Source organism: Cupriavidus nantongensis (genome assembly GCF_041726985.1).
In the GTDB taxonomy this organism is placed as follows: domain Bacteria; phylum Pseudomonadota; class Gammaproteobacteria; order Burkholderiales; family Burkholderiaceae; genus Cupriavidus; species Cupriavidus nantongensis_A.
In genome coordinates this window covers 127,926-153,110 of the sequence record NZ_CP168303.1, presented here as the reverse complement: position 1 = coordinate 153,110, position 25,185 = coordinate 127,926, and the positions used below count along the sequence as shown (strand labels likewise).

The following is a 25,185-nucleotide window of genomic DNA, read 5'->3' as shown; positions in this document are numbered from 1 at the left end:
CCGGGTTTTCGCGGCTCGCGCGCGCTTGTGCGACGGCGCCAGGCGGCGCGCGGGCCGCTAGTGGTAGTTCATGTTGAGCGTCGCGATAGCGCTCACGCGCCCGCTGGTCACGCCCTGGCTGGTCTTGAAATACCGTGCGGTCATCGGAATGCTGACGCTCTCGTTGTCGCTGGTGGTCCGCACATACGGAGACGACACCATATTCAGCGTCACCGGCACCTTGCCTTGCAGCACCTGTATCCCGACGCCGGTGGCCATGCCGCCGCCGGCCTGGTTTGCCAGCACGCCCGGGGCATTCGATGCGTCCGCCGTCCCGTCCAGTTCGTAGGCAATGCTGATGCCGGCATCGCACACCAGCGCAATGCTGAACGGCGTCGCGCCTTGCGTCGAACCAACGCCGCCGAAGCTCTGCAGGCTGGTGGTCGGCAGCTCGACGATGATGTTGCTGTTGATGACGCGGCAGCCGGCGGTCCGGATATTGACCTGCGTACTGGTGAAGTTGGCCAAGGTGGCGATGATGCCGCCATACACGGATGTGGCGGTGGGGTTCTGGAACGCGATCACGCCCGGCGTGACCGGCCCGGTCTTGATCAGCTGGACGCGATACAGCGCTGGCGGCAGATAGGCGCCGCGCATATTGGGCAGCGTCTGCTGCGCACGCGGCCAGGTCTGCACCATGGATTGGGTGATATCGGCCGGCTGCACGCTTAGGGTGTTCGACCACCCGGTGCGGATGCCGATGCCAGGGACGCCGGTTTCATAGACGCCGACGCCGGCCGCCGGCGTCATCGGCATGGCATAGCCATAGCTCCATGTTTCGAGGGGATCGCAAACGATGTACGCGGAATTGGCGCCCACCCAGCCGGTGTCGAAGAGGATGCTGCCGTTGGGCTGGTCCCGCGCAACGGTGAGGCTGGCCGGCAACGCCATGGTCGAACTGACGCCGGTGCCACTGCACGCCGCCCCGGCGGTGCCGGAAGTCAGCAAGGCCCAGAGAAGAATCCGGCATAGCGTTCGTAGCATGGCAATTGCGGGGTGACAGGCTGAAGGTCCGCAATTCTAGGCACGACGCATCCGACCCGCGAATAGGAGGTGTCTCAAGTTCCGCGGGAAAATTCATAGCCGAGTTTCCTCGCTCCCTCTGCCATTTCCGGCCCGGCGCCGTGACGCCGGACCGGTAGCCGCATGTCTATTTCCCTGCAAACGCCAGCAGTTGCGCTCCTTCCGCCACCTGCTCGCCAACGCCGTACAGGATTTCGCTGACCACCCCGTCGGCCGGCGCGCTGATGGTGTGCTCCATCTTCATCGCCTCCATCACCAGCAGCGGCGTGCCGCGCGTGACGGCGCTGCCGGCCTCGACCATCACCGCGATGACCTTGCCCGGCATCGGCGCGGTCAGCTTGCCGCCCTCGCCCTCGGTTTCACCCGCGTGGGCGAGCGGGTCGAGCCACGCCAGGCTCACATGCCGGCCGGCGTAGAAGACGTGGAAGGTATCGCCATCGGCATGCACCCGCCCGTGCGTGCGCCGCGTGCCCAGGTTGACGCGAAGATCGTCCGCCTGGCAGGTATAGGCAAAGGGCGCGGCCTGGTCGGCGTAGATCAGCGTGCTGCCGCGCGCATTGCAGTCCAGCTTCACGTCGAGCACCTGCTCGCCATAGCCGAAGCGCAGCACGCGCGACACGCCGCCATTGAGGCGCCAGGCGCCGGCGTGGGTCCACGGCGAATGCGGATCGGCTGCATCGATGCGCAGCTCGCGCGCCTCGCGATCCAGCAGCGCAGCCACCGCCAGCGCGATCACTTCCATGCCGACCGGCGCGGGCGGCGGGAACAGGACCGCCTCGTTGCGCTCGATCAGGCCGGTGTCGAGATCGGCGGTACGGAACGCCTCCGACTTGACCAGCCGCTGCAGGAACGCCACGTTGGTCGACAGCCCCACCACGTGGTAGGCCGCGAGCGCCTGGCGCATGCGCGCCAGCGCCTCGTCGCGGTCCTTGCCCCAGACGATCAGCTTGGCGATCATCGGGTCGTAGAACGGGCTGATGGTGTCGCCCTCGCGCACGCCGGCGTCGATGCGCACGCCGGCCGGGCCGTGGGCATCCTCGCCGCGCATGAACTGCACCGCCGGCGGCGTGCGCAGGAAGCGCAGCGTGCCGGTGGACGGCAGGAACTGCTTGTCGGGGTTCTCGGCGTAGATGCGCGCCTCCAGCGCGTGGCCGTCGATGCGCAGTTGGTCCTGCGTCAGCGGCAACGCTTCGCCGGCGGCAACGCGCAGCTGCCATTCGACCAGGTCCTGACCGGTGATCATCTCGGTGACCGGATGTTCGACCTGCAGGCGCGTGTTCATCTCCATGAAGTAGAACGAGCCGTCCTGGTTGGCGATGAACTCGACCGTGCCAGCGCCCACGTACCCGACGGCTTTTGCCGCGGCCACCGCTGCTTCGCCCATGGCGCGGCGACGCTCCTCGGTCATGCCGGGCGCCGGCGCTTCCTCCAGCACCTTCTGGTGGCGCCGCTGCACCGAGCAATCACGCTCGAACAGGTAGACGCAGTTGCCGTGGGTATCGGCGAACACCTGGATCTCGATATGGCGCGGGCGCGTCAGGTACTTCTCGACCAGCACCTTGTCGTCGCCGAAGCTGGCCGAGGCCTCGCGCTTGACCGACGCCAGCGCGGCCTCGAAGCCGTCGCCGGACTCGACCACGCGCATGCCCTTGCCGCCGCCTCCCGCGCTGGCCTTGAGCAGCACCGGATAGCCGATGCGGTCGGCCTCGCGCCGCAGCAGCGCCGGGTCCTGGTCCTCGCCGTGGTAGCCCGGCACCAGCGGCACCGACGCCTTTTCCATCAGCTGCTTGGCCGCGCTCTTGCTGCCCATCGCGTGGATCGCGGAGGCCGGCGGGCCGATAAAGACCAGCCCCGCCGCGGCGCAGGCCTCGGCGAAGGCTTCGTTCTCGGACAGGAAGCCGTAGCCCGGGTGGATCGCCTGGGCGCCGGTCTCCCTGGCCATCTCGATGATGTGGTCGGCGCGCAGGTAGCTGTCGCGCGCGGCGGCGCCGCCGATATGCACGGCCTCGTCGCAGAAGGCGACGTGGCGCGCCTCGGCGTCGGCATCGGAATACACCGCGACGGTGCGGATGCCCAGCCGGCGGCAGGTGGCGGCCACGCGGCAGGCGATTTCACCGCGGTTGGCGATCAGGATCTTGTTGAACATGCGCCCTCCTTGTTATCCCCTAACCGGGATATTACGGCGGCGCGCCGTCCAGCGGGCACTTTCCTGTCACATCATCCCGCGTAGCCCTCGGCGCGGATATCGAGGCGGGCCAGCAGCGCGCGGTCGCGGTCGGCCTGCGGGTTGCCGGTGGTCAGCAGCTTTTCGCCGTAGAAGATCGAATTGGCGCCTGCCATGAAGCACAGCGCCTGCAACGCTTCATCCATGGCCTCGCGGCCGGCCGACAGGCGCACCATCGCCTGCGGCATGGTGATGCGCGCCACCGCGATGGTGCGGACGAACTCGAACGGGTCCAGCGCCTCGGTGCCGGCCAGCGGCGTGCCCTCGACCTGGACCAGGTTGTTGATCGGCACCGACTCCGGATACGGGTCCATGTTGGCCAGCTGCGCGATCAGGCCAGCGCGCGCCTCGCGCGACTCGCCCATGCCGACGATGCCACCGCAGCAGACGTTGATACCGGCGTCGCGCACATGGCCGATGGTGTCGAGCCGGTCCTGGTAGGTGCGCGTGGTGATGATCTTGCCGTAGAACTCGGGCGAGGTGTCGAGGTTGTGGTTGTAGTAGTCCAGGCCGGCTTCCTTGAGCTGCTGCGCCTGCTCGGCCTTGAGCATGCCCAGCGTGACGCAGGTCTCCAGGCCCATCGCCTTGACTTCGCGCACCATGTCCATCACCGGCTCCAGGTGGCGGTCCTTGGGGCTGCGCCAGGCGGCGCCCATGCAAAAGCGGGTGGCGCCATTGGCCTTGGCCGCGCGCGCGGCGTCCAGCACTTCTTCAAGCGCCATCAGCTTCTCGGCCTTGACGCCGGCATCGTGGTGCGCGCTCTGCGGGCAATAGCCGCAATCCTCCTCGCAGCCGCCGGTCTTGATCGACAGCAGCGTCGACAGCTGCACGGTGTTGGCATCGAAGTGTTCGCGGTGCACCTGCTGGGCGCGGAACAGCAGGTCGTTGAACGGCAGCGCGAACAGCGCGGCGACGTCATCGACGCGCCATTTGGCGTCGTCGGGCAAGGCATGCGGGCGCGCGGTCTGGCGCAGCGATTCGGCGGAGATGGTGGCAACGGTGTGAGCTTGGGTCATGGTCAATGAGATTTTGTTGTTTTCAGGCGGCCAGGCCGGCAGCCTCGGCCTGGTAGCGGGTGGCGGCCGTCAATAGCGGCGCAAGGTCGAGCCGGCCGGCCGCGGCGGCGGGCGCCAGTTGCCACGGCAGCTCGCCCAGGCACGGCGCGTCGAGCGACGCGTGCAGCGTGGCGATGTTCTCGTCGGCCAGCAGCATCTCGGGATCGACCCGGTTGGCGATCCAGCCGGCCAGCGGCAGGCCGCGCGCGCGGATGGCTTCGGCGGTCAGCACAGCGTGGTTCAGGCAGCCGAGCCGGATGCCGACCACCATCACCACCGGCACGCTCAGCATCACGGCAAGGTCGGCGGTGTTCCAGCGCACGGCGCCGGCATCGAGCGGCACGTTGAAGCCGCCCACGCCCTCCACCACCACGGCATCGGCCTGGCGGCGCAGCGCGTCGAAGGCGGCACGGATCGGTGCGCGCGTGATGCGCACGCCTTCCTGCGCCGCGGCCAGGTGCGGCGAGCATGGCGTGCGCAGCAGGAACGGGCAGGTCTGGCCCAGCGGCACCGCGACCGAGCTGGCGGCGCGCAGCTGCGCCACGTCGTCGTTGTGCCAGTGGCCGTCGCGCCATTCGCTGCCGCTGGCCACCGGCTTCATGCCCGCGGTGCGGTAGCCGGCGGCACGGAGTGCATGCAGCAGCGTGGCGCTGGCGTGGGTCTTGCCGATGCCGGTGTCGGTGCCGGTGACGAAGCAGGCGAACGGTGCAATGGGCGGGACGTGCGTGTGTGGGTTCATGCGGCCTCCCGCTGCGCCACCGCGGCGCTCAGCGCATCCAGCAGGCGCTGCACATCGGCTTCGGTGTGCGCCGCCGACAGCGTGATGCGCAGCCGCGCGGTGCCCTCCGGCACGGTCGGCGGACGGATCGCGCCGACGCGGATGCCGTCGGCTTCCAGCGCGGCCGACAGCGCCAGCGCGGCGCCGTTGTCGCCGACGATCAGCGGCTGCACCGCGGTCTGGCTGTCGCCCAGGGTCCAGCCAGCGATCGCGGCGAGCTGGGCCAGCCCTTCGCGCAGCAGCGCGATGCAGCGCGCCAGTTGCGCGCGGCGCTGCCGGCCCTCGTCGCCTTCGATGATGGCGAGGCTCGCCAGCAGCGCATGCGCGACCGCGGGCGGCGCGGCCGTGGTGTAGATATACGGCCGCGCGGTGTTGACCAGGTGTTCGATGATGGTCTCGTGCGCGGCGACGAAGGCGCCCGCCACGCCGGCCGCCTTGCCCAGCGTGCCGATGTAGATAAAGCGCTCGGACGACAGCCCGAGCGCTTCCAGCACGCCGTGCCCGTGCTCGCCGAGCACGCCGAAGCCGTGGGCATCGTCGACGACGATCCAGGCGTCATGACGCTCGGCCAGCTCCAGCAGCCTGCGCAGCGGCGCGACGTTGCCGTCCATGCTGAACACACTGTCGGTGACGATCAGCTTGCGTGCGCTGGTGCTGGCCGCAAGCAACGCTTCCAGCGCAGCGGTGTCGCAATGCGGGTAGCGCTGCACCTCGGCACGCGCCAGTCGCGCGCCGTCGATCAGCGAGGCATGGTTGAGCGACTCGCAGAACAGCGTCGCGCCGGCAGTGCCGAGCGCGGTCAGCACGGCCATGTTGGCCATGTAGCCGGTGCAGAAGTACAGCGTGCGCGCCTGCGCGATGTACGGCGCCAGCCAGCGTGCCAGTTCGGCCTCGAGCTGCGCATGCGCGAGCGAATGGCCGCTGACCAGGTGCGAGGCGCCGCTGCCGGCGCCATAGCGCTGCGCGCCTTCCACCAGCGCGGCGACCACTTGCGGATGGTTGGCCAGCCCGAGGTAATCGTTGCTGCAGAAGGTCAGCAGAGATTCCACCCCGGTGCCGTCCTCGCCCACGGCCTGGTGCGGCGCGCAGGCGGTGTGGGCAATGCGGCGGCGGCGCGTCAGCGCCAGCGCATGGCGCTGTTCGGCGGCCTGCTTCAGTTGTTCAAGCAGCATGGCGCACCTCCTTGCCCGCGGTCTCGTTCACTTGCTCGGTCACGTCGTCGAGCGTGGCCAGCATCCGTTCGCCCAGCCAGCGCGCCTGCGCGGCGTCGAAGACGTAGGGCGGCATCACGTAGAGCGTATTGCCGATCGGGCGCACCAGCAGCTCGCGCGCACGCGCGGCATGGTGGAAGCGCGCGGCGAAGTCGGTGCCGGCAACGTCGTCGCGGACATCGGCGGCCCAGATCAGGCCACGCTGGCGCACATGCTGCACGCGTGCGTCGGCGGCGAGCGCGGCCATGCCCTCGGCCAGCCACTGCGCGCGCTCGCGGTTGCACGCCAGCACATCATCCTGCACGAACAGGTCCAGCGTGGCCAATGCCGCGCGGCAGGCGAGCGGGTTGCCGGTGTACGAATGCGAATGCAAAAAGCTGCGCGCGAGCTCGTCGGCGACGAAGGCGCGCTGGATTTCCGGGCGCGACAGCACCAGCGACAGCGGCAGGTAGCCGCCGCTGATGCCCTTGGACAGGCACAGGAAATCGGGCCAGGCATGCGCGGGCAGCGGCGCCTCGGTGCCGCGCGACTGCTCCCACGCGAAGAAGGTGCCCGTGCGTCCGCACCCCACCGCGATCTCGTCGGCGATCAGGTGGACGCGGTAGCGGTCGCATAGCGCGCGCACGCCATCGAGGTAAGACGGGTCATGCATCGCCATGCCGGCGGCACCCTGCACCAGCGGCTCGACGATCAGCGCGGCAACGGCGCCGGCGCGCTCGCGCAGCAGCGCCTCCAGTTCCGCCAGCGCGCGCGCCGCCACGTCGGCGGCGGTCTCGCCGCGCCGGGCCTGCCGTGCATCGGGCGACATCACCACATGCGCGCGGCGGATCAGCGCGTCGTAGGCATCGCGGAAGATCTCCACGTCGGTCACGGCGAGCGCGCCCACGGTTTCGCCGTGGTAGCCGTGGCGCAGGCAGACGAACTCGCGCTTGGCCGGCAGGCCGGTGTTGCGCCAGTAGTGGAAGCTCATCTTCAGCGCGATCTCGACCGCCGAGGCGCCGTCCGAGGCGTAGAAGACATTGCCGAGCGCGCCGCCGGTCAGCGCCGACAGGCGCTCGGCCAGCTCGACCGCGGGCGCATGCGTGCAGCCCGCCAGCATCACATGCTCGAGCGTCTCCAGCTGGCTTGCCAGCGCGGCGTTGATGCGCGGGTTGGCATGGCCGAACAGGTTGACCCACCAGGAGCTGGTGGCGTCGAAGTAGCGATGGCCGTCGGCATCGTGCAGCCACGGGCCTGCGCCGCGCACGATCGCCAGCGGCACGGCGTCATCGTCCGGACGCAGGCGCGTGCACGGATGCCAGACGGCGGCGCGGCTGCGCTCTCCGAGCGCCGGTTCGCCGCTGCCGGGGGAAAGGGACAGGTGGTCCAAGATAGCCCTCCTTGGTTGGCCGTCCGCGCTGGCGCCGCCGGCAGGGCCGGTCGGCGCGATGGTCGCGGACGGATAGGGAGGGTCATGGTAGGGAGGACTTCCGCGGCTTGGCAATGCCGCAGGATTTTTCCCGTTAGCGCAGCTTTGACGGGATTTGGCGAAGGTTGGCGGCAAGAAGCGCTGCCCTTGTGGCTAGCGTGCCGCCATCTCCACGCAATCGCCCGCAGTCTTTATTTGAACTCAGGCCGGACGCCACGACGGCGTGCGCTTCTCCAGGAACGACTTCACCCCTTCCCGCCCCTCTTCCGAAGCGCGGATCTTCGCGATGCGGTCGGCCGTGTCGGCCAGCAGGTCGTTGTCGATCACGCGCCCGGCGATGTCCTGCACCAGCCGCTTGCTCTCGCGCACGGCGTTGGGGCTGTTGGCGACCAGCGCGGCGGTCAGTTCGGCGACCTTGGCGTCGAGCGCCTCGGCAGGCACCACCGCGTGCAGCAGGCCCAGGCGCAGCGCCTCGGCCGCGTCGAAGCGCTCGGCGGTGATGAAGTAGCGGCGCGCGGCCTGCTCGCCCATGGCGCGGATCACGTACGGGCTGATGGTGGCGGGCAGCAGGCCCAGGCGTGCCTCCGACAGGCAGAAATGCGCGTGCTCGGCTGCCACCGCGATATCGCACGCGGCCACCAGCCCCATGCCGCCGGCATAGGTGTCGCCCTGGATGCGCGCGATCACCGGGCGCGGGCACGACCAGATGGTGTGCAGCATCTGCGCCAGCGTCAGCGCATCGGCTCGGTTCTGGTCGTCGGAGTAGCCCGCCATCTTCTTCATCCAGTTCAGGTCGGCGCCGGCGCAGAAGGCCGGGCCGCTGCCGGCCAGCACGATGACGCGCACCTCGTCCATGTCGCCCAGCGCGCGGAAGGCGCCGGTCAGCTCGGCGATCACGGTCTCGTTGAAGGCGTTGCGCACGTCGGGCCGGTTCAGCGTGACGGTGGCGACGTGGTTGGCGATATTGACGGTCAGGGCAGTGAATTCCATGGTTCGCTCCGTTGGCGGATATGGCGCATATAGCGGATAGGGATGATGCGGCTCAGGTGCCCGGATCGAAGGGCAGCCCCAGCGAGCGGAAGAACTCGCCCACCTCCGGCAGCCACACCGGGATGCCTTCGCGCGCGCTGAACAGCCGGTGCGAGTCGGCGCCGAACTCGCCCACGTCGACCAGCCGGGCCTGCGCCGCGGGGCCGCTGGCGCGCGTCTTGAAGGCGTTGAACATGCGGCCGGGCAAGGGCACCGGCCAGTAGCTGTCGTTCTCGCCATAGACCCACAGCGAGGGGTAGCGTGCCACGCTGCCGTAGGCGGCGAAGGCATCGACCAGGCGCTCTTCCCAGTCGGGGCAGTTCAGGTTGCGCAGCCCGCCGGCAAAGTTGACCACGCCGCGCACGCCGGGATAGGCGATGGTGCTGAACGCCATGGTGGTCAGCCCGCCATGCGACTGGCCGATCACGACGATGCGGTCCATGTCGACATAGGGCTGTGTCGCCATGTAGTCGAGCGTGGCGACGACGTCGTCGGCCTGCATCATGCCGTTGGTCTCGATGTCGCAGCTGCCGCCGATATAGGCGCCGCCCGAACGCGCGAAGCCCTGTCGCATCGGCAGCACCACCACGTAGCCCCGGCGCAGGAATTCCACGCTCTGCGCCGGAAAGCGCGCGCGCCCCTGCATGCCGGGCCGGCCCGGCGCCTTGCCGTGGTTGATCACCACCAGCGGGAACGGCCCGGCACCGGCCGGCTTGAACACCGTGGCTTCCAGGTCGATGCGCGACGGGATCGCGGCCTTGGGCAGCATCACCACCTGCTCCTGGAAACGCACGCGCGCCGCCGACTGGCCGTTGCCGTCCGCCATCTGCGCATGGCCGCACAGCGGTGCCAGCACGGCAAGCACCGTGGCCAGGGCGAGGCGGTGGAACAGGCGGGCGTTGCGGCGCATCAGCAGTCAGGCAGTATCGGTATGGCGTGGTCTACATGCGGAACACGCCGAACTTCATCTCGTCGATCGGCGCATTGAGGCTGGCCGACAGGCCCAGCCCCAGCACCGTGCGCGTCTGCGCGGGATCGATCACGCCGTCGTCCCACAGCCGCGCGCTGGCGTAGTACGGGTGGCCCTGGTGCTCGTACTGGTCGCGGATCGGCTGCTTGAAGGCGTCCTCTTCCTCCGCGCTCCACTTTCCGCCCTTTGCTTCGATGCCATCGCGGCGCACCGTCGCCAGCACGCTCGCGGCCTGCTCGCCGCCCATCACCGAGATGCGCGCGTTCGGCCACATCCACAGGAAGCGCGGCGAATACGCGCGCCCGCACATGCCGTAGTTGCCGGCGCCGAACGAGCCGCCGATGATCACCGTGAACTTGGGCACCTGTGCCGTCGCGACCGCGGTCACCATCTTCGCGCCGTTGCGCGCGATGCCCTCGTTCTCGTACTTGCGCCCGACCATGAAGCCGGTGATGTTCTGCAGGAACACCAGCGGGATCTTGCGCTGGCAGCACAGCTCGATAAAGTGCGCGCCCTTGAGCGCCGACTCCGAAAACAGGATGCCGTTGTTGGCGACGATGCCGACCGGATAGCCCCAGATGCGCGCGAAGCCGCAGACCAGCGTGGTGCCGTAGCGCGCCTTGAACTCGTCGAACTCGGAGCCGTCGACCAGGCGCGCGATCACCTCGCGCACATCGTACGGCTTGCGCGTATCGGTCGGGATCACGCCATACAGCTCTTCCACCGGATACAGCGGCTCGACCGGCTCGTGCAGCCGGATCTGGTCCGGCTTGCGCCGGTTCAGGTGCTGCACGATATTGCGCGCCAGGCTCAGCGCATGGTGGTCGTTCTGCGCGAAGTAGTCGGCCACGCCGGACAGGCGCGTATGCACGTCGGCGCCGCCCAGGTCCTCGGCGCTGACTTCCTCGCCGGTGGCGGCCTTCACCAGCGGCGGGCCGCCCAGGAAGATGGTGCCCTGGTTCTTGACGATGATCGCCTCGTCGCTCATCGCCGGCACGTAGGCGCCGCCGGCGGTGCACGAGCCCATCACCACCGCGATCTGCGGGATGCCGCGCTTGGACAGGTTGGCCTGGTTGTAGAAGATGCGGCCGAAGTGGTCGCGGTCGGGGAAGACCTCGTCCTGGTTGGGCAGGTTGGCGCCGCCGGAATCGACCAGGTAGATGCACGGCAGGTGGTTCTCTTCGGCGATCTCCTGCGCGCGCACATGCTTCTTGACCGTCATCGGGTAATACGTGCCGCCCTTGACGGTGGCGTCGTTGCAGACGATCACGCATTCTTGCCCGGCCACGCGGCCGATGCCGGTGATGATGCCGGCGCCGGGCGCGGCATCGTCGTACATGTCGTACGCCGCCAGCTGCGACAGCTCCAGGAACGGCGTGCCGGGATCGAGCAGCTGCTGCACGCGCTCGCGCGGCAGCAGCTTGCCGCGCGCCAGGTGCTTGTCGCGCGCGGCCGCGCCGCCGCCTTCGGCCAGCTTGGCGATCTTTGCCTTGAGGTCGGCCACCAGCGCCCGCATGGACTCGGCATTGGCCTTGAAGGATTCGGAGCGGGCGTTCAGTTTGCTTTCGAGCGTGGGCATCTCGGAGTCTCTTGCCAGATAGGGTTGTGCGCCGCCTGCCGCCGTCCTGCCGCGGCCGGCCTCAGCCGGCTGCCTTGGGCAAGGGGTGCCCGGGCATCAGGTCGTAGGGATGCTTCCAGCCCGGCAAGGCGCGGAAGCGCTCGGTCCACTCGTGGATATGCGGATATTCCTTGCGCCAGTGCACGCCGATCTCGTCATCGAAGAAGACGTAGCCCGCCAGCGAGAAGTCGGCGATGGTGGGGCGCTCGCCCAGCACGAAGTCGCGTCCGTCCAGGTGTGCGTTCAGTACGTTCCACGCGCCTTCGCAGCGCGCGCGGAAGAACTCCAGCACGGCGGGATCAGGCGACCTGGCGAAGGTGCGCATGAAGCGATAGGTGGCGGTGTACGAGGTGAACTTGTGGTTGTCGAACAGCAGCCAGCGCAGCACCTCGGCGCGCTCGGCTTCGTTGCGCGGGCCGAACGCATCCAGGCGCGTGGCCAGCGTCTCGAGGATGGCGCCGGACTGCGACAGGCGCTGGTCGCCGAACTCCAGCACCGGCACCTCGCCCATCACGTTGATGGCGCGGTATTCCGGGGTGCGGGTCTCGCCGTTGAAGAAATCGACAAAGCGCGCCCGCCACAACGACTGGCCGCGCTGCACGCCGACGGTTTCCAGCAGCTGTGCCACCTTGTAGGCGTTGCCGGACTGGGCAAAGCAATACAGCAGGTACTCCGGCTCGTTCTGCTTGTCGATGCTCATGGTCTCTCCCCGATGATGTCGCCATCCACATAAAGCCAGCGCGGCGCCTCACCCGGGGCGCGCGCCTCGCAGACAAAGCGGCTGCGCTCATGCAGCCGCCAGGCGCGCCCGCCTGTCTTGTAGCGCGCCACGAATTCCACTTCGGCATGTGTATCGTCCTGCTGCGCATGCGCCTTGACCGCCAGGCCCAGCCAGCGCGTCGCGGTGTCGGGCACCAGGTCGGCCGGGCAGGTCGACGCATGCCAGGTCTGGCGCAGCCAGTCGATGTCGTTCAGCACATAGGCGCTGTAGCGCGAGCGCATCAGCGCCTCGGCATTGGGCGGCAGCGCCTCGCCGCGGTGAAAGCGGCCGCAGCAGGCGTCATAGTCCGCACTGCCGCACGGGCACGGCACCGGGCCGGCCTTGGGCAGGCGCTGCGCCGCCCTGGTTGCCTTCGCCGCCCTTGCGCCCGTCATCCCACCAGCTCCGGCAGCTCGCGCATATCGGTGAAGATGGTGCGCGCGCCGGCCTCGCGCAGCTGCGCGGCATCGTTGCGCGCGGCGTAGCCGAACACCGTCATGCCGGCCGCCACGCCCGCGGTCACGCCGGTCGGGCTGTCCTCCACCACGGCGCAGCGCGCGGGCTCGACGCCCATGGTGCGCGCGGCCAGCAGGTACACGTCCGGCGCCGGCTTGCTGCGCGCCACCTCGGTGGCCGAGAAGATATGCTCGCGCTGGTCCTGCTGGAACAGCTCGACCAGCCCGGTCTTGGTCAGCTGCAGCTTGACCTTGACGCGGTCCGCACCCGACGCCACGCACACCGGCATGCCGGTGGCGGCGACCGCACGGATGGCCTCGCGCACATGCGCCACCGCCGCGACCTCTTCTTCCAGCACGGCATTGCGGCGCGCCAGCCAGGTCGACAGCCAGTTCTCGGGCAGCGGCGCGCCACGCATGCGTTCGATCATGTCAAGTTCTTCGCGCACCGCGCGGCCCAGGAACAGGCGCGTGGAGTCTTCCAGCGAGATCTCGATGCCGAGCTCGTTCAGCATCTGGTTGAGCACGCGGTTGACGATGGGCTCGCTGTCGACGAGCACGCCGTCGCAATCGAAGATCACACAATCGAAGCGGCCGGAATGGCCAGGGGTTGCTGCAGTCATGCGGGTTTCTTTTCCTTGGAATCGAGGTTGGGCACGGCCCGGAGCTCGGTCTGGCGACGGCTCTTCAGGTGGGCCTCGACCTGGTCGAAGCGGTCGAAGCCCCAGAACGGCTCGCCGTCGACGATGACGAAGGGCGAGCCGAACACGCCCTTGGCCATCGCCACCTCGATCTCGGCCTTGAGCTGGTCCTTGATCTGGTAGCTGGTGGCACCGGCATCGAGCGCCTGCACGTCCACGCCCAGCGGCTCGGCCAGCTTCATGATCTCGGCCGGCTCGGCGATGTTGATATCGTCGACGAACAGCGCGCGGTACACCGAGCGGGCGAAAGCCGCGGCCAGGTCGTCGCCGTGATGGTTCTGCAGCCACAGCATGGCGCGCGCGGCATGCGTGGTCGGCAGCGGGAAATGCGTGGGGCGCTTGTATTCGATGCCGTGAAAGCGCGCGGTGCGCTCGAAATCGCGCCAGCTGTAGTCGCCCTTGAGCGGCAGCTGCGGCAGCGGCGACGCGCCGGTGGTCTTGAACACCACGCCCAGCAGGATCGGATGCCAGGCGACATTGCGCCCGTACTTCTGCGCCAGGTCGTCGATACGGGTGCTGGCGAAATAGCCGTAGGGCGAGGAGAAATCGAAGTAGAAGTCGATCGCTGCGGTCATGTCGGGGGCCCTATTCTTGTGGTTGCAGGTCCGGTTGCGGGAAGGCGTGGCGCGGGCGCTGCACACCCGCCTCGCCTGCTCATCGTACGCGCAAATGGCGGCGCTAGGCCAGCGCGCGCGCGATCAGGATCTTCTGGATGTCGCTGGTGCCCTCGTAGATCTGGCACACGCGCACGTCGCGGTAGATCCGCTCGACCGGGAAGTCGCTGACGTAGCCGTAGCCGCCGAACACCTGGATCGCGTCGGAACAGACCCGCTCGGCCATCTCGCTGGCGAACAGCTTGGCCATCGCCGCCTCCTTCAGGCACGGGCGCCCGGCATCGCGCAGCGCGGCGGCGTGCCACACCATCTGGCGCGCGACGTCGATGCGCGTGGCCATCTCGGCCAGCCGGAACTGCACCGCCTGGTGCTGGAACAGCGGCTGGCCGAAGCTCTCGCGTTCCCTGGCATACGCAAGTGCCGCTTCAAACGCGGCGCGCGCCATGCCGATGCTCTGCGAGGCGATGCCGATGCGGCCGCCCTCCAGCCCTGACAGCGCCATCTTGTAGCCGCCGCCCTCGTCGCCGAGCAGGTTCGCCGCCGGCACGCGGCAGTCCTCGAGCAGGATCTGCGCGGTGTCCGACGAATGCTGGCCCAGCTTGTCCTCGAGCCGCGCCACCACGTAGCCTGGGGTCGAGGTCGGCACGATGAAGGCGCTGATGCCGCGCTTGCCGGCGGCCTTGTCGGTCACCGCCAGCACGATCGCGACGTCGGCATTCTGCCCGCTGGTGATGAACTGCTTGACGCCGTTGAGCACGTAGTGGTCGCCGTCGCGGACCGCCGTGGTGCGCAGCGCCGAGGCATCGGAGCCGACATGCGGCTCGGTCAGGCAGAACGCGCCCAGCATCTCGCCGCGCGCCAGCGGCACCAGCCATTGCTGCTTCTGCGCCTCGCTGGCGAACGACATCAGCATGCTGCACACCGGGCAGTTGTTGACGCTGATGACGGTGGAGGTGCCGCCATCGCCGGCCGCGATCTCTTCCAGGATCAACGCCAGCGACAGGTAGTCGAGCCCGGCGCCGCCATACTGCTCCGGCACCGCCACGCCGTACGCGCCCAGCGCTGCCAGCTGGCGGTGCACGTCCTTGGGGAAGGTCTTGTCGCGGTCCCACTGCGCGGCCTGCGGCGCGATCACTTCCTGCGCGAACTGGCGCACGGCGTCGCGGATCATTTCCTGTTCGGGGGTCAGCAGCATGTCGGTTCGGTGGTCAGGTGTGCGGGCGCCCTTACCAGGGGATGGGCGTGCCGTCGTAGTTGTGGAAGGTGCCGTTGTCGCGGCGCTTGACGCTGGCCAGCACCTGGCGCATGCCCTTGACGCTCTGCTGCACGGTCAGGTCGGCTTCCTGGCCGCCCATGTCGGTCTTGACCCAGCCCGGATGCAGCGCGACGCAGGTGGCGTGGCGCGCATCCAGCGCCACCGCGCGCAGCGCCGCGTTGGCGCCCGCCTTGCTGACACGGTACAGCCAGCTGGTGCTGTGCTCCATCGCGCCGATGCTGCCCATGCGCGAGGACAGCACCGCCAGCACGCCACCATGGCCGGACTGCCCGGCCTCGACATAGGGCAGCAGCAACGGCAGCGCCATCATTGGCCCGAGCACGTTGACATGCATGACGCGGTCGAATTCCGGCGGCGTGACCGGCTGCGCGCTTTCGGTGCGCGGCCCCATCACGCCGGCGTTGTAGACCGCGACATCGAGCGCCTCGCCATCGAGCTTCCAGCCCAGGCCCGCCACCGCGCCGGCATCGGACAGGTCGGCCTGGTGCGCCTCGGCGCCGAGTGCCTCCAGCGCACCGACGCCTTCGGGCGTGCGCGCCGCCGCGATGACGCGCCAGCCGTCGGCACGGTACTGGCGCACGAATTCAAGGCCGATGCCGCGCGAGGCACCGAGGATGAGGGCGGTTGGCAAGGTGGGCCTCCCTTTTTCTGGTTTCGCTCCCCTCTCCCATTTATGGGAGAGGGGAGCAAACAAAGCGGGAACGGGTCGCGTTACAGGATCTCGATCCCCACCGCCGTCGCCTCCCCGCCGCCGATGCACAGGCTCGCCACCCCGCGCTTGCCGCCGGTCTTGCGCAGCGCGCCGATCAGCGTGGTCATGATGCGCGCGCCCGAGGCGCCGATCGGGTGGCCCAGCGCGCAGGCGCCGCCGTGGATGTTGACCTTGTCGCGCGGGATCTTAAGGTCGTGCATCGCCGCCATCGGCACCACGGCGAAGGCCTCGTTGATCTCGAACAGGTCGACGCTGTCGGTGTTCCAGTCGAGCTTGCGGTACAGCTTGGCGATGGCCTCGACCGGCGCGGTGGTGAACCAGCCCGGTGCCTGCGCATGGGTGGTGTGGCCCAGCATGCGCGCGATCGGCTGCAGGCCCAGCGCCTTCGCGGTCGAGGCGCGCATCATCACCAGCGCCGAGGCGCCGTCGTTGATCGACGACGACGAGGCCGCGGTGATGGTGCCGTCCTTGGCAAAGGCCGGCTTGAGCGACGGGATCTTGTCGAGCTTGATGCGGCGCGGGCCTTCGTCGGTGTCGATCACGGTGTCGCCGCCCTTGCCCGATACCGTCACCGGCGCAATCTCCCAGCGGAAATCGCCGTTCTCCGTGGCCTGCTGCGCGCGGCGCACGCTTTCGATCGCGAACTCGTCCTGCTGCTGGCGCGTGAAGCCGTACTTGGCGGCGCAGTCCTCGCCGAAGGTGCCCATGGCGCGGCCCTTGTCATAGGCGTCTTCCAGGCCATCCAGCATCATGTGGTCGTAGATCATGCCGTGGCCGATGCGATAGCCGCCGCGGCCCTTGGGGATCAGGTACGGCGCATTGGTCATGCTTTCCATACCGCCGGCGACCGCGATCTCGAACGAGCCGGCGACCAGGCCGTCATAGACGGTCATGGCCGCGCGCATGCCCGAGCCGCACATCTTGTTGACGGTGGTGCAGCCCGTGCCCAGCGGCAGGCCCGCGCCGAGCGCGGCCTGGCGCGCCGGGGCCTGGCCCTGGCCGGCGGGCAGCACGCAGCCGAACACCACTTCCTCTACCTGCTCGGGCTTGAGCCCGGCGCGCTCGACCGCGGCGCGGATGGCCACGGCACCCAGTTGCGGCGCGGTGACGCTGGCGAATTCGCCCTGGAACGCAGCCATCGGCGTGCGGGCGGCTGAAACGATGACGATCTCTTCCATGTCGGGTCTCCTGGATCGGTAGGTAGGCGTTCAGTGGTGTCGGTTAAAGGCGTCAGCGGATCGACGCCTGCGGCGGTTCGCCGTACTGGCGGTAGGCCGCGGCCAGCTGCTCGTGCAGCTCGTCGTTGTTGCTGGCGGCCATGCCCAAGTCGCGCAGCAGGCCGTCGGACACGCCGTAGATCCAGCCGTGCACGGTGATGGCCTGGCCGCGGGCCCAGGCGTCCTGGATCACGGTGGTCTGGCAGACGTTGTTGACCTGCTCGATCACGTTGAGCTCGCACAGCCGGGTATGGGCGTCTTCCTCGCGCAGGATCGTTCCGAGGTAGGACTCATGCTTGTCGGCCACGTCGCGCACATGGCGCAGCCAGTTGTCGGCCAGGCCGATGCGCTCGCGCTTGAGCGCAACCTTGACGCCGCCGCAGCCATAGTGGCCGACCACGGTGATATGGCGCACCTTGAGCACTTCCACCGCGAACTGGATCACCGACAGCGCGTTCAGGTCGCTGTGCGCGATCACATTGGCGATGTTGCGGTGGACGAACACCTCGCCCGGGGCCAGGCCCAGGATCTGGTTGGCCGGCACGCGCGAATCGGAGCAGCCGATCCACAGGTATTCCGGCGCCTGCTGGTTGGCCAGGCGCGTGAAGAAGGCCGGATCTTCCGCATTGACGCGGTCGACCCAGTCGCGGTTGTTGCGGAACAGCTGGGCGATGGCGTCATTCATGCGACTCTCCTTGCAGGACCGGCAGCGGGCTGTGGGTGGGGCGGTGGGCCGGGTTGATCGACGGACGGCTCGGCGCCGTAGCGGTGAATGAATCGCTCTGAAGCGTGATAGGCAAAAAAGTCATGGACATGTCCGGCCAGCAGCCGGTCCTTGTGGCTCTGCCACATGGCAGGGTCAAAAAAATCCGCATGGTGTCGCAGGAACGCCGCGCCTACGCGCGGGTCGCCCAGCAGGAAGGTGCGGAAGGTCTCGGGAAAGATGTCGTGCGGACGCACGGTGTACCAGACTTCGCCCGACATCTCCTCTTCCTCGTTGCGCGGCTGCGGCACGTGGCGGATGTTGCAGTCGGTCAGGTACTCGATCTCGTCGTAGTCGTAGAACACCACGCGCCCGTGGCGCGTGACGCCGAAGTTCTTGTACAGCATGTCGCCCGGGAAGATGTTCGCGGCAATCAGCTCCTTGATCGCGTTGCCGTATTCGATCACGCCGTGCTCGACCTGCGCGTCGGAACCCTCCTGCAGGTAGATGTTCAGCGGCGTCATGCGGCGCTCGATATAGACGTGGCGCACCACGATCTCTTCGCCGCCGTCCTTGGCGCGCTGGTATTCGATCATCGAAGGCGCGTGCTGCTCGAACTCGCGCACCAGCGCATCGTCGAAGCGCGACAGCGGGAAGGCGACGTCAGAGTATTCCAGCGTATCGGCCATGCGGCCGACGCGGTCGTGCTGCTTGACGAGCTGGTACTTCGACTTGACCAGCTCGCGCGTGGTTTCCTTGGGCGCCGGGAAAAAATCGCGGATCACCTTGAACACGTACGGGTACGACGGCAGCGTGAACACCAGCATCACCAGCCCTCGAATGCCGGGCGCGACGATGAACTTGTCCGACGAATGCTGCAGGTGGTGCAGGAAATCGCGGTAGAACAGGTTCTTGCCCTGCTTCTGCAAGCCCAGCGAGGTATAGATCTCCGCGCGCGGCTTGCGCGGCATGATGTCGCGCAGGAAGGTCACGTAGGCCGACGGGATCTCCATGTCGACCATGAAGTAGGAGTGCGTGAACGAGAACAGGATCAGCAACTGTTCCTTCTTCAGCAGCACCGTGTCGAGCACCAGCTTGCCCGACGGCCCATGCAGGATCGGGATCGCCAGCGGGAAGGTGCGGTCGCCGTTGACGATGCGGCCGATGATGAAAGCCGCCTTGTTGCGGAAGAACAGCGACGACAGCGTATGGATCTGGAAATTCGGCGCGATGCGCAGGTCGCCGAAATGCTCGCCGACGGCGCGCACCACGTAGCCGATGTCGCGCTGCAGGTCTTCGAACGGGCGCTCGAGCTGGAAATTGTGGACGATGCGCTCAAAGCACGCGGCCATGCCGTCGCGGCTGCCCGGGTAGTAGGCGCGGAAGGTCGGGCGCGTCGGTGATTCCTCGTTCTCGATGTACTCGGTCGAGATCGCCGGACGCACGAAGATGAAATCGTTGTTGAAGTACGAGCGGTGCAGGATGCGCGTGCACACCGAGTTGAAGAAGGTCTCGGCCAGCTCGGGCTGGTGGTGGTTGGTCAGCAGCCCGATGTAGTGCAGCTTTATCTGCTGCCAGATCTCGTCTTCGATGTTCTCCGCGTCGTACTCGTCTTCCAGGATCACGCTGGACTCGCGCACGCGCTCGTTATAGAAGGCGATGCGGTCGCGCTGGATCTGCTGCAGCCCGTGCCAGTCGCCGGCTTCGAACTTCAGCTTAGCCTGGTGGCTGACCTCGCGGAACAGGCGGTAGTGCTTGTCGAACCCGTCGAGCATCGTTCTCGCCACATCGTAGGCAATCTGCGAGGAGAGCAGTTTGGGGAAGTGGGACATGGGTCGACGGGGACGACTGCGTGACGGTCTTGCGACAGGTAATGAGATTGTAAATGGGTTCCGGGCAATGGCCCCGGATGTCCGGGGACGCCGGAGGTGATTCCGGCGCCCCGCGCACGGTTACATCGTTTCGGCGAACAGCTCGCGGCCGATCAGCATGCGGCGAATCTCCGAGGTGCCGGCGCCGATCTCGTACAGCTTGGCGTCGCGCCACAGGCGCCCGGCCGGGTATTCATTGATATAGCCGTTGCCGCCCAGGATCTGCACGGTCTCGCCCGCCATCCAGGTGGCCTTCTCCGCGGTGTACAGGATCACCGCGGCGCAGTCCTTGCGCACCTGGCGCACGTGGTCGCTGCCGAGCCCATCCAGGTTCTTGCCGACCGTGTACAGGTAGCTGCGCGCCGCCTGCAGCGTGGTGTACATGTCGGCCACCTTGCCCTGGATCAGCTGGAATTCGCCGATGCTCTGGCCGAACTGCTTGCGGTCGTGGATATACGGCGTGACCACGTCCATGCACGCCTGCATGATGCCGACCGGCCCGCCGGACAGCACCGCGCGCTCATAGTCCAGGCCGCTCATCAGCACCTTGGCGCCGCCGTTCTCGGCACCGAGGATGTTTTCCACCGGCACTTCCACGTCCTCGAACACCAGCTCGCCGGTGTGCGAGCCGCGCATGCCCAGCTTGTCCAGCTTCTGCGCCACCGAGAAGCCCTTCATGCCCTTCTCGACGATAAAGGCGGTCATGCCGCGCGCGCCCAGCTCGGGCTCGGTCTTGGCGTACACCACCAGCACGTCGCAGTCCGGGCCGTTGGTGATCCACATCTTGGTGCCGTTCAGCACGTAGCGGTCGCCCTTCAGTTGCGCGCGCAGCTTCATGCTAACCACGTCGGAGCCGGCGTTGGGCTCGCTCATCGCCAGCGCGCCGATCCATTCGCCCGAGACCAGCTTGGGCAGGTACTTCGCCTTCTGTGCCGGCGTGCCGTTGCGATGGATCTGGTTCACGCACAGGTTGGAATGCGCGCCGTACGACAGGCCCACCGAGGCCGAGGCGCGGCTGATTTCCTCCATCGCGATCATGTGGGCCAGGTAGCCCATGTTGGCGCCGCCGTACTCCTCGGCCACCGTGATGCCGAGCACGCCCAGGTCGCCCATCTTCTTCCAGGCGTCCATCGGGAACTGGTCGGTGCGGTCGATCTCGGCCGCGCGCGGGGCCAGTTCGGCCTGGGCCCAGTCGCGCACGGCACCGCGCAGCATTTCGATGTCTTCGCCCAGATCGAATTTCAGGCCTGGCAATTCAGTCATGATGGTCTCCTGTAGGAATCGGTGTGTCGGTGTGTCGGTGTGTCTATGAGGTTCCGGGTTCGCCGGATCGATCGGTTCAGACGTGGCCCAGCGTCTTGACCACGCACAGCGTCATCAGCATGGTCGCCACCGGCTTGCGGCGGCCTTGCTGCTCGACGTAGACATCGCCCTGCGCCACGATCAGCGTGCGCCCGGGCTTGAGCACCCGCCCCACCGCCACCAGGCGTTCGCCCTGGGCGGGGGACAGCAGGTTGATCTTGTACTCGGCGGTCAGGCCCGCCTCTTCCTCGCCGACCAGCGTCAGCGCGGCATAGCCGCAGGCGCTGTCGGCCAGCGCGCCGACCACCCCGCCGTGGAAGAAGCCGTGCTGCTGGGTCACGCCCTCGGACCACGGCATCGCCAGCTCCACCTCGCCGCGCTGCACGCGCGCCAGCTCGGCGCCGAAGGTCCGCATCAGTCCCTGGCGCGAAAAGCTGGTGGCAATGGCGTCGGCGCGCGCGGCGGACAGCGGTTCCGGTTCAGCGGGCACGGCATGGTCGAAGGAGGCGGTCATGGCGGGTTCCGATATGGGGGCCGGTTTGACGGACAGCGCACGGCCACGCGCGTTGTCCGGCTATTCTATTTACGTTTACGTAAACGTCAATGCGTGATCGCACGTAGGCATGTCCGGGTGGCGTTCAGGCGGCATGGCTCTGGTCCGGCGCATCGCCGCCGGTCTGTGCAGCCAGCAACGCCCTGCACTGGCGCTCGTGCTGGTCGATCTCGGCCAACTGCGCCTGCAGGTCTTCCATCTGGCGCTCCAGCGTGCGCCGGTGTGCCGCGAGCGCCGCCAGGAACCGGTCCAATTGCGGGGCGGTATCGCGCGGTGATTCATACAGATCAAGGATCTCGCGGATCTCATTGAGAGTAAGCCCCAACCTCTTGCCGCGCAGCGTCAGCTTCAGCCGGGTCCGCTCGCGGCCGTTGTAGACCCGCTTGCGCCCGCCCGGCCCTTCGCGCTGCGGCGACAGCAGGCCCTGGTCCTCGTAGAAGCGGATGGCGCGCGGCGTGACGTCGAATTCACGGGCGAGATCGGTGATGGTGTAGGTGGCGGAAGCCGCCGCTGGCGTCGCTGACATGGCGTGACCAAAGAAAGTGAACGGTCGTTCGTTGCGAAGTCAAGTTTTCGCTTAAGATGGAAACGAACCCGTATGGTTGACGTTTACGTTAGCGTCAACCAGATCGGCTGGCAACCGGTGCTTGCACGCCCCACTCGCGCACGATCGGGGACGTGCCGGCAGAACGAGAAAGCCCGCGCCCCGGCGCCAGGCTTCGACCACGAGACCCCTCATGAATGCACTCGAACACCAGCTCCAATATCCGTTCGGCGACACCATGCCCGCGGCCGGCACCAGGCAGGAAGTCGCCCCCGGCGTCTACTGGCTGCGCATGCCGCTGCCGTTCGCGCTCGACCATATCAACCTGTGGCTGCTGCGCGACCGCCTGGACGGACGAGACGGCTGGACCATCATCGACTGCGGCATCACCAACGACACCATCAAGGCGCACTGGGAAACGATCTTTGCCAACGAGCTGGAAGGCCTGCCGGTGGTGCGCGTGCTGGTCACGCACAGCCATCCCGACCACGTGGGCCTGGCGCACTGGCTGTGCCGGCGTTTCGACGTGCGCCTGTGGATGAGTCTGGGCGACTACATGAGCGCGCGCGTGATGGGCAGCGGCACCGGGGCCGGGTCGAGTGCCGGCGGCGAGGCCGCCGCCGCGCATTTCGCGCTGCATGGCCTGACCGATGCCGACAGCCAGGAGAAGCTGCGCGCGCGCAAGACCTATTACCCGTCGCTGGTGCCCGACCTGCCGACGCAATACCGCCGTCTGATGGAGGGCGACACGGTGCGCATCGGCACCGACGTGGCGACCTCCGGCTGGCGCGTGATCACCGGCTTCGGCCATTCGCCCGAGCACGTGGCGCTGTATAACGCCGCCACCAATGTGCTGGTCTCCGGCGACATGGTGCTGCCGCGCATCTCGACCAATGTCAGCGTGTTCGACATGGAGCCCGAGGCCAATTCGCTGCAGCTGTACCTCGATTCGCTGGGCAAGTACGAGCCGCTGCCGCAGGACGTGCTGATCCTGCCGTCGCACGGCCGCCCGTTCCGCAACCTGCATACCCGCATCCTGCAGCTGCGCGAGCACCATGCCGACCGCCTCGCCGAAACGCTGGAGGCGTGCCGCGCCAAACCCTGCAGCGCGCACGACATCGTCAGCGTGATCTTCAAGCGCCAGTTCGATATCCACCAGATGACCTTCGCCATGGGCGAGTCGCTGGCCCACCTGCACTGCCTGTGGCACCGCGGCGCGCTGGTGCGCGAAACCGGCGACGACGGCGTGATCCGTTTCCGCGCCGCTTGATTTCACCCCAAGCTTTTGCCCGTCGTTCCCGCGAAGGCGGGAACCCAGTGACTTTTTTGCCCGCCGGAAAACGGCAAGACGCTGGATTCCCGACTACGCGGGAATGACAGTGGCTATGCGGTGCGTTCCCGCGAGCAAGGACCGCCTCAGTTCGCGGCCGCCAGCGCCGCCAGGTAGCGCACCCCGTCGACGGCGCGGCTGCCGTACCAGGACAGCATCTCGCCGTCGACCAGCAGCACCGGCTTGCCGAGCTGGCGCTCGAGCGCGTCGGCATGGTCTTCGGTAAAGCGGTAGGGCTCGGTCGACAGCAGCACCAGGTCGAGTTCGCGCACCAGCGCATCGTTCCAGCGGAAGGTCGGATAGCGCTCGCCGGGCGCATTGGGACGGCTGCAGTCGCCGCCTTCGCAAGCCTGCACGGTGTCCGCGCCGGCAGGCCAGGTTTGCCAGTTGGCCAGCGCCAGCATGCGGCTGATATAGGTGTCGCGCGACACCGTCATCCACGGGTCCTGCCAGATCGCGTAGAGCACGCGCCGCGCCGGCCACGGCCGCATGCGGATGGCATCTAGTTGCGCCTGCAGCGCCGCGCACAGGGCTTCGGCGTCGGCATGGCAGCCGAAGATCCCGCCGAGCAGCCGGTACAAGTCGAGGTTGTCCTCGGGCGCGCACGGATGGGTGACGATCACGTTGGGCACGAAGCCGCGGATCTCGTCCACGGTCTCGCGCCGGTTCTCGTCGATATTGACCACCACATGGGTGGGCGCCAGCGCGCGCAGCCGCGCCACGTTGACGTCCTTGGTGCCACCCACCTTGGGCACGGCGCGCACCGCCGGTTCCGGGTGGATGCAGAAGCCGGTGCGCGCCACCATCTGACGCGCCAGTCCGAGCGCGAACAGCAGCTCGGTCACCGACGGCACCAGCGAGGCGATCCGCACCACGCCGGTGGCGGCGGCATGCTGCTGGCCGATGGCGTCGCGCCACATCTCAGGGCTCCCCGGATGCGTCGGCACGGCGCGGCTTGCGCGGCGCGCCCGCGGCGAGCGCGTCGTACAGCCAGCGCGGCATCACGTGCAGCAGCGCCGCCACCACGCCCATCGGCCACGGGATCACGCGGAAGCGCCGGCCCGCCGCGATCACGCGCACGGCCTTGCGCGCAAACACGTCGGCATCGGTCAGGAACGGCATGCGGTACGGGTTGTGCGCGGTCATCGGCGTGCGGATATAGCCGGGCGCGATCGTGACCACGCGGATGTCGTGGCGGCGCTGCTCCAGCCGCAGGCTTTCGAGCAGCTTGATTACCGCCGACTTGGACGCGCTGTAGGCCCCGGCCCCGGGCAGCCCGCGCACGCCTGCCACGCTGGCAATACCCACCAGCGTGCCGCGCCGCCCAAAGTGGCCGGGTTCGCGCGCCTGCATCGCATGCAGGAACGGCTGGAAGGTGGTCAGCACGCCGAACCAGTTGGTCTCCATCACCTGGCGGAAGGCGTCCAGGTCTTCGCGCTCGCTGGCCACCGTGCCGACCGAGACCCCGGCATTGGCAATCACCACGTCCGGGCAGCCGAACTGAGCGACGAAGTCTTCCGCCGCCCGCGCCATCGCGTCGGCATCGCGCACGTCGGCGCCATAGACGCGCACCGCGCCCGGGTTGGGCAAGGTGGCCACGAACTGGCGCAACGCGTCCTCGCGCCGCGCCACCAGGCCCAGGATGGCGCCCTGCGCGGCGTATTCGCGCGCAAGCGCCTGGCCCAGGCCGCTGGAGGCGCCGGTGAGGAAGACTTTGAGGGGATGCATGAGGGCGGGGACTCTGAACGAAAAAACGGCTGGTACAGGATACCAGCCGTTTGGCTTGCCACAG

General features: G+C 68.1%; 24 protein-coding genes. 1 reads left to right on the top strand and 23 read right to left on the bottom strand.

Going from position 1 to position 25,185, the window contains the following annotated elements:
• Positions 1-57: 57 nt before the first annotated feature.
• The 21 genes from ACEI37_RS11725 to ACEI37_RS11625 all read right to left on the bottom strand — a co-directional run bounded on the left by ACEI37_RS11725 (position 58) and on the right by ACEI37_RS11625 (position 22,045).
• Positions 58-1,023 carry a fimbrial protein gene (locus ACEI37_RS11725; protein WP_373379033.1) on the bottom strand — a complete coding sequence of 322 codons (966 nt, stop codon included), beginning with the start codon at positions 1,021-1,023 and terminating at the stop codon, positions 58-60.
• Between the two features lie 166 nt (positions 1,024-1,189).
• Positions 1,190-3,208: an acetyl-CoA carboxylase biotin carboxylase subunit gene (locus tag ACEI37_RS11720; protein ID WP_373379032.1), complete on the bottom strand. Its 2,019-nt coding sequence runs from the start codon at positions 3,206-3,208 to the stop codon at positions 1,190-1,192.
• Positions 3,209-3,279: 71 nt separating this feature from the next.
• The gene (gene bioB / locus ACEI37_RS11715) at positions 3,280-4,302 is read right to left on the bottom strand and encodes a biotin synthase BioB (RefSeq protein WP_373379031.1); all 1,023 of its coding nucleotides are present in this window, start codon (positions 4,300-4,302) and stop codon (positions 3,280-3,282) included.
• Positions 4,303-4,324: 22 nt separating this feature from the next.
• Positions 4,325-5,080: a dethiobiotin synthase gene (bioD, locus tag ACEI37_RS11710; RefSeq protein ID WP_373379030.1), complete on the bottom strand. Its 756-nt coding sequence runs from the start codon at positions 5,078-5,080 to the stop codon at positions 4,325-4,327.
• Positions 5,077-6,291 carry an 8-amino-7-oxononanoate synthase gene (bioF, locus tag ACEI37_RS11705; protein ID WP_373379029.1) on the bottom strand — a complete coding sequence of 405 codons (1,215 nt, stop codon included), beginning with the start codon at positions 6,289-6,291 and terminating at the stop codon, positions 5,077-5,079. The genes bioD and bioF overlap by 4 nt, the downstream gene beginning before the upstream one ends.
• Positions 6,281-7,699, bottom strand: coding sequence for an adenosylmethionine--8-amino-7-oxononanoate transaminase (gene bioA, locus ACEI37_RS11700; protein WP_373379028.1), 1,419 nt, complete (start codon positions 7,697-7,699; stop codon positions 6,281-6,283). The genes bioF and bioA overlap by 11 nt, the downstream gene beginning before the upstream one ends.
• 240 nt (positions 7,700-7,939) lie before the next feature.
• The gene (locus tag ACEI37_RS11695; RefSeq protein ID WP_373379027.1) at positions 7,940-8,728 is read right to left on the bottom strand and encodes an enoyl-CoA hydratase/isomerase family protein; all 789 of its coding nucleotides are present in this window, start codon (positions 8,726-8,728) and stop codon (positions 7,940-7,942) included.
• A gap of 52 nt (positions 8,729-8,780) precedes the next feature.
• On the bottom strand, positions 8,781-9,677 hold the full coding sequence (locus ACEI37_RS11690; protein ID WP_373379026.1) for a dienelactone hydrolase family protein: 897 nt from the start codon (positions 9,675-9,677) through the stop codon (positions 8,781-8,783).
• 31 nt (positions 9,678-9,708) lie between these two features.
• Positions 9,709-11,316, bottom strand: coding sequence for a carboxyl transferase domain-containing protein (locus ACEI37_RS11685; protein ID WP_373379024.1), 1,608 nt, complete (start codon positions 11,314-11,316; stop codon positions 9,709-9,711).
• A 61-nt stretch (positions 11,317-11,377) separates the two neighbouring features.
• The gene (locus ACEI37_RS11680) at positions 11,378-12,055 is read right to left on the bottom strand and encodes a glutathione S-transferase family protein (RefSeq protein WP_373379023.1); all 678 of its coding nucleotides are present in this window, start codon (positions 12,053-12,055) and stop codon (positions 11,378-11,380) included.
• Positions 12,052-12,510, bottom strand: a complete 459-nt coding sequence (locus ACEI37_RS11675) for a YchJ family protein (RefSeq protein WP_373379022.1) — start codon at positions 12,508-12,510, stop codon at positions 12,052-12,054. The genes ACEI37_RS11680 and ACEI37_RS11675 overlap by 4 nt, the downstream gene beginning before the upstream one ends.
• Entirely contained in the window at positions 12,507-13,193 is a 687-nt protein-coding gene (locus ACEI37_RS11670; RefSeq protein ID WP_115663316.1) for an HAD family phosphatase, read from the bottom strand. Before ACEI37_RS11670 ends, ACEI37_RS11675 begins: the two co-directional genes overlap by 4 nt.
• Entirely contained in the window at positions 13,190-13,846 is a 657-nt protein-coding gene (locus tag ACEI37_RS11665; RefSeq protein WP_373379021.1) for a 2-hydroxychromene-2-carboxylate isomerase, read from the bottom strand. The genes ACEI37_RS11670 and ACEI37_RS11665 overlap by 4 nt, the downstream gene beginning before the upstream one ends.
• Before the next feature lie 103 nt (positions 13,847-13,949).
• Positions 13,950-15,080, bottom strand: a complete 1,131-nt coding sequence (locus ACEI37_RS11660; RefSeq protein ID WP_373379020.1) for an acyl-CoA dehydrogenase family protein — start codon at positions 15,078-15,080, stop codon at positions 13,950-13,952.
• Positions 15,081-15,111: 31 nt separating this feature from the next.
• Positions 15,112-15,792 carry an SDR family oxidoreductase gene (locus ACEI37_RS11655; protein ID WP_062796281.1) on the bottom strand — a complete coding sequence of 227 codons (681 nt, stop codon included), beginning with the start codon at positions 15,790-15,792 and terminating at the stop codon, positions 15,112-15,114.
• An 80-nt stretch (positions 15,793-15,872) separates the two neighbouring features.
• The gene (locus tag ACEI37_RS11650; protein ID WP_373379019.1) at positions 15,873-17,051 is read right to left on the bottom strand and encodes an acetyl-CoA C-acetyltransferase; all 1,179 of its coding nucleotides are present in this window, start codon (positions 17,049-17,051) and stop codon (positions 15,873-15,875) included.
• Between the two features lie 52 nt (positions 17,052-17,103).
• A complete protein-coding gene (gene can / locus ACEI37_RS11645; protein ID WP_012351453.1) occupies positions 17,104-17,775 on the bottom strand; it encodes a carbonate dehydratase in 672 nt (223 codons plus the stop codon).
• A complete protein-coding gene (gene aceK, locus ACEI37_RS11640; protein WP_373379018.1) occupies positions 17,772-19,625 on the bottom strand; it encodes a bifunctional isocitrate dehydrogenase kinase/phosphatase in 1,854 nt (617 codons plus the stop codon). The genes can and aceK overlap by 4 nt, the downstream gene beginning before the upstream one ends.
• 120 nt (positions 19,626-19,745) lie before the next feature.
• Positions 19,746-20,927, bottom strand: a complete 1,182-nt coding sequence (locus ACEI37_RS11635; RefSeq protein ID WP_373379017.1) for an isovaleryl-CoA dehydrogenase — start codon at positions 20,925-20,927, stop codon at positions 19,746-19,748.
• 76 nt (positions 20,928-21,003) lie between these two features.
• A complete protein-coding gene (locus ACEI37_RS11630) occupies positions 21,004-21,480 on the bottom strand; it encodes a PaaI family thioesterase (RefSeq protein ID WP_373379016.1) in 477 nt (158 codons plus the stop codon).
• Between the two features lie 124 nt (positions 21,481-21,604).
• Positions 21,605-22,045 (bottom strand): MerR family DNA-binding transcriptional regulator, encoded by a 441-nt coding sequence (locus ACEI37_RS11625; RefSeq protein WP_373379015.1) that lies wholly within the window; start codon positions 22,043-22,045, stop codon positions 21,605-21,607.
• A 211-nt stretch (positions 22,046-22,256) separates the two neighbouring features.
• Between ACEI37_RS11625 and ACEI37_RS11620 the strand changes: the two genes are divergently transcribed.
• A complete protein-coding gene (locus ACEI37_RS11620; protein ID WP_373379014.1) occupies positions 22,257-23,333 on the top strand; it encodes an MBL fold metallo-hydrolase in 1,077 nt (358 codons plus the stop codon).
• A gap of 146 nt (positions 23,334-23,479) precedes the next feature.
• Here ACEI37_RS11620 and ACEI37_RS11615 read toward each other — a convergent pair whose 3' ends face one another.
• Both ACEI37_RS11615 and ACEI37_RS11610 read right to left on the bottom strand, forming a co-directional pair.
• The gene (locus tag ACEI37_RS11615; RefSeq protein WP_373379013.1) at positions 23,480-24,313 is read right to left on the bottom strand and encodes a helical backbone metal receptor; all 834 of its coding nucleotides are present in this window, start codon (positions 24,311-24,313) and stop codon (positions 23,480-23,482) included.
• Between the two features lies 1 nt (position 24,314).
• Positions 24,315-25,121: an SDR family oxidoreductase gene (locus tag ACEI37_RS11610; protein WP_373379012.1), complete on the bottom strand. Its 807-nt coding sequence runs from the start codon at positions 25,119-25,121 to the stop codon at positions 24,315-24,317.
• Positions 25,122-25,185 lie beyond the last annotated feature (64 nt).

Bases quoted from the DNA above. Each gene is read 5' to 3' on its own strand.
- ACEI37_RS11725 (WP_373379033.1), bottom strand. From the start codon at position 1,023: ATGCTACGAACGCTATGCCGGATTCTTCTCTGGGCCTTGCTGACTTCC.
- ACEI37_RS11720 (WP_373379032.1), bottom strand. From the start codon at position 3,208: ATGTTCAACAAGATCCTGATCGCCAACCGCGGTGAAATCGCCTGCCGC.
- bioB (WP_373379031.1), bottom strand. From the start codon at position 4,302: ATGACCCAAGCTCACACCGTTGCCACCATCTCCGCCGAATCGCTGCGC.
- bioD (WP_373379030.1), bottom strand. From the start codon at position 5,080: ATGAACCCACACACGCACGTCCCGCCCATTGCACCGTTCGCCTGCTTC.
- bioF (WP_373379029.1), bottom strand. From the start codon at position 6,291: ATGCTGCTTGAACAACTGAAGCAGGCCGCCGAACAGCGCCATGCGCTG.
- ACEI37_RS11695 (WP_373379027.1), bottom strand. From the start codon at position 8,728: ATGGAATTCACTGCCCTGACCGTCAATATCGCCAACCACGTCGCCACC.
- ACEI37_RS11690 (WP_373379026.1), bottom strand. From the start codon at position 9,677: ATGCGCCGCAACGCCCGCCTGTTCCACCGCCTCGCCCTGGCCACGGTG.
- ACEI37_RS11685 (WP_373379024.1), bottom strand. From the start codon at position 11,316: ATGCCCACGCTCGAAAGCAAACTGAACGCCCGCTCCGAATCCTTCAAG.
- ACEI37_RS11680 (WP_373379023.1), bottom strand. From the start codon at position 12,055: ATGAGCATCGACAAGCAGAACGAGCCGGAGTACCTGCTGTATTGCTTT.
- ACEI37_RS11675 (WP_373379022.1), bottom strand. From the start codon at position 12,510: ATGACGGGCGCAAGGGCGGCGAAGGCAACCAGGGCGGCGCAGCGCCTG.
- ACEI37_RS11670 (WP_115663316.1), bottom strand. From the start codon at position 13,193: ATGACTGCAGCAACCCCTGGCCATTCCGGCCGCTTCGATTGTGTGATC.
- ACEI37_RS11665 (WP_373379021.1), bottom strand. From the start codon at position 13,846: ATGACCGCAGCGATCGACTTCTACTTCGATTTCTCCTCGCCCTACGGC.
- ACEI37_RS11660 (WP_373379020.1), bottom strand. From the start codon at position 15,080: ATGCTGCTGACCCCCGAACAGGAAATGATCCGCGACGCCGTGCGCCAG.
- ACEI37_RS11650 (WP_373379019.1), bottom strand. From the start codon at position 17,051: ATGGAAGAGATCGTCATCGTTTCAGCCGCCCGCACGCCGATGGCTGCG.
- can (WP_012351453.1), bottom strand. From the start codon at position 17,775: ATGAATGACGCCATCGCCCAGCTGTTCCGCAACAACCGCGACTGGGTC.
- aceK (WP_373379018.1), bottom strand. From the start codon at position 19,625: ATGTCCCACTTCCCCAAACTGCTCTCCTCGCAGATTGCCTACGATGTG.
- ACEI37_RS11635 (WP_373379017.1), bottom strand. From the start codon at position 20,927: ATGACTGAATTGCCAGGCCTGAAATTCGATCTGGGCGAAGACATCGAA.
- ACEI37_RS11630 (WP_373379016.1), bottom strand. From the start codon at position 21,480: ATGACCGCCTCCTTCGACCATGCCGTGCCCGCTGAACCGGAACCGCTG.
- ACEI37_RS11625 (WP_373379015.1), bottom strand. From the start codon at position 22,045: ATGTCAGCGACGCCAGCGGCGGCTTCCGCCACCTACACCATCACCGAT.
- ACEI37_RS11620 (WP_373379014.1), top strand. From the start codon at position 22,257: ATGAATGCACTCGAACACCAGCTCCAATATCCGTTCGGCGACACCATG.
- ACEI37_RS11615 (WP_373379013.1), bottom strand. From the start codon at position 24,313: ATGTGGCGCGACGCCATCGGCCAGCAGCATGCCGCCGCCACCGGCGTG.
- ACEI37_RS11610 (WP_373379012.1), bottom strand. From the start codon at position 25,121: ATGCATCCCCTCAAAGTCTTCCTCACCGGCGCCTCCAGCGGCCTGGGC.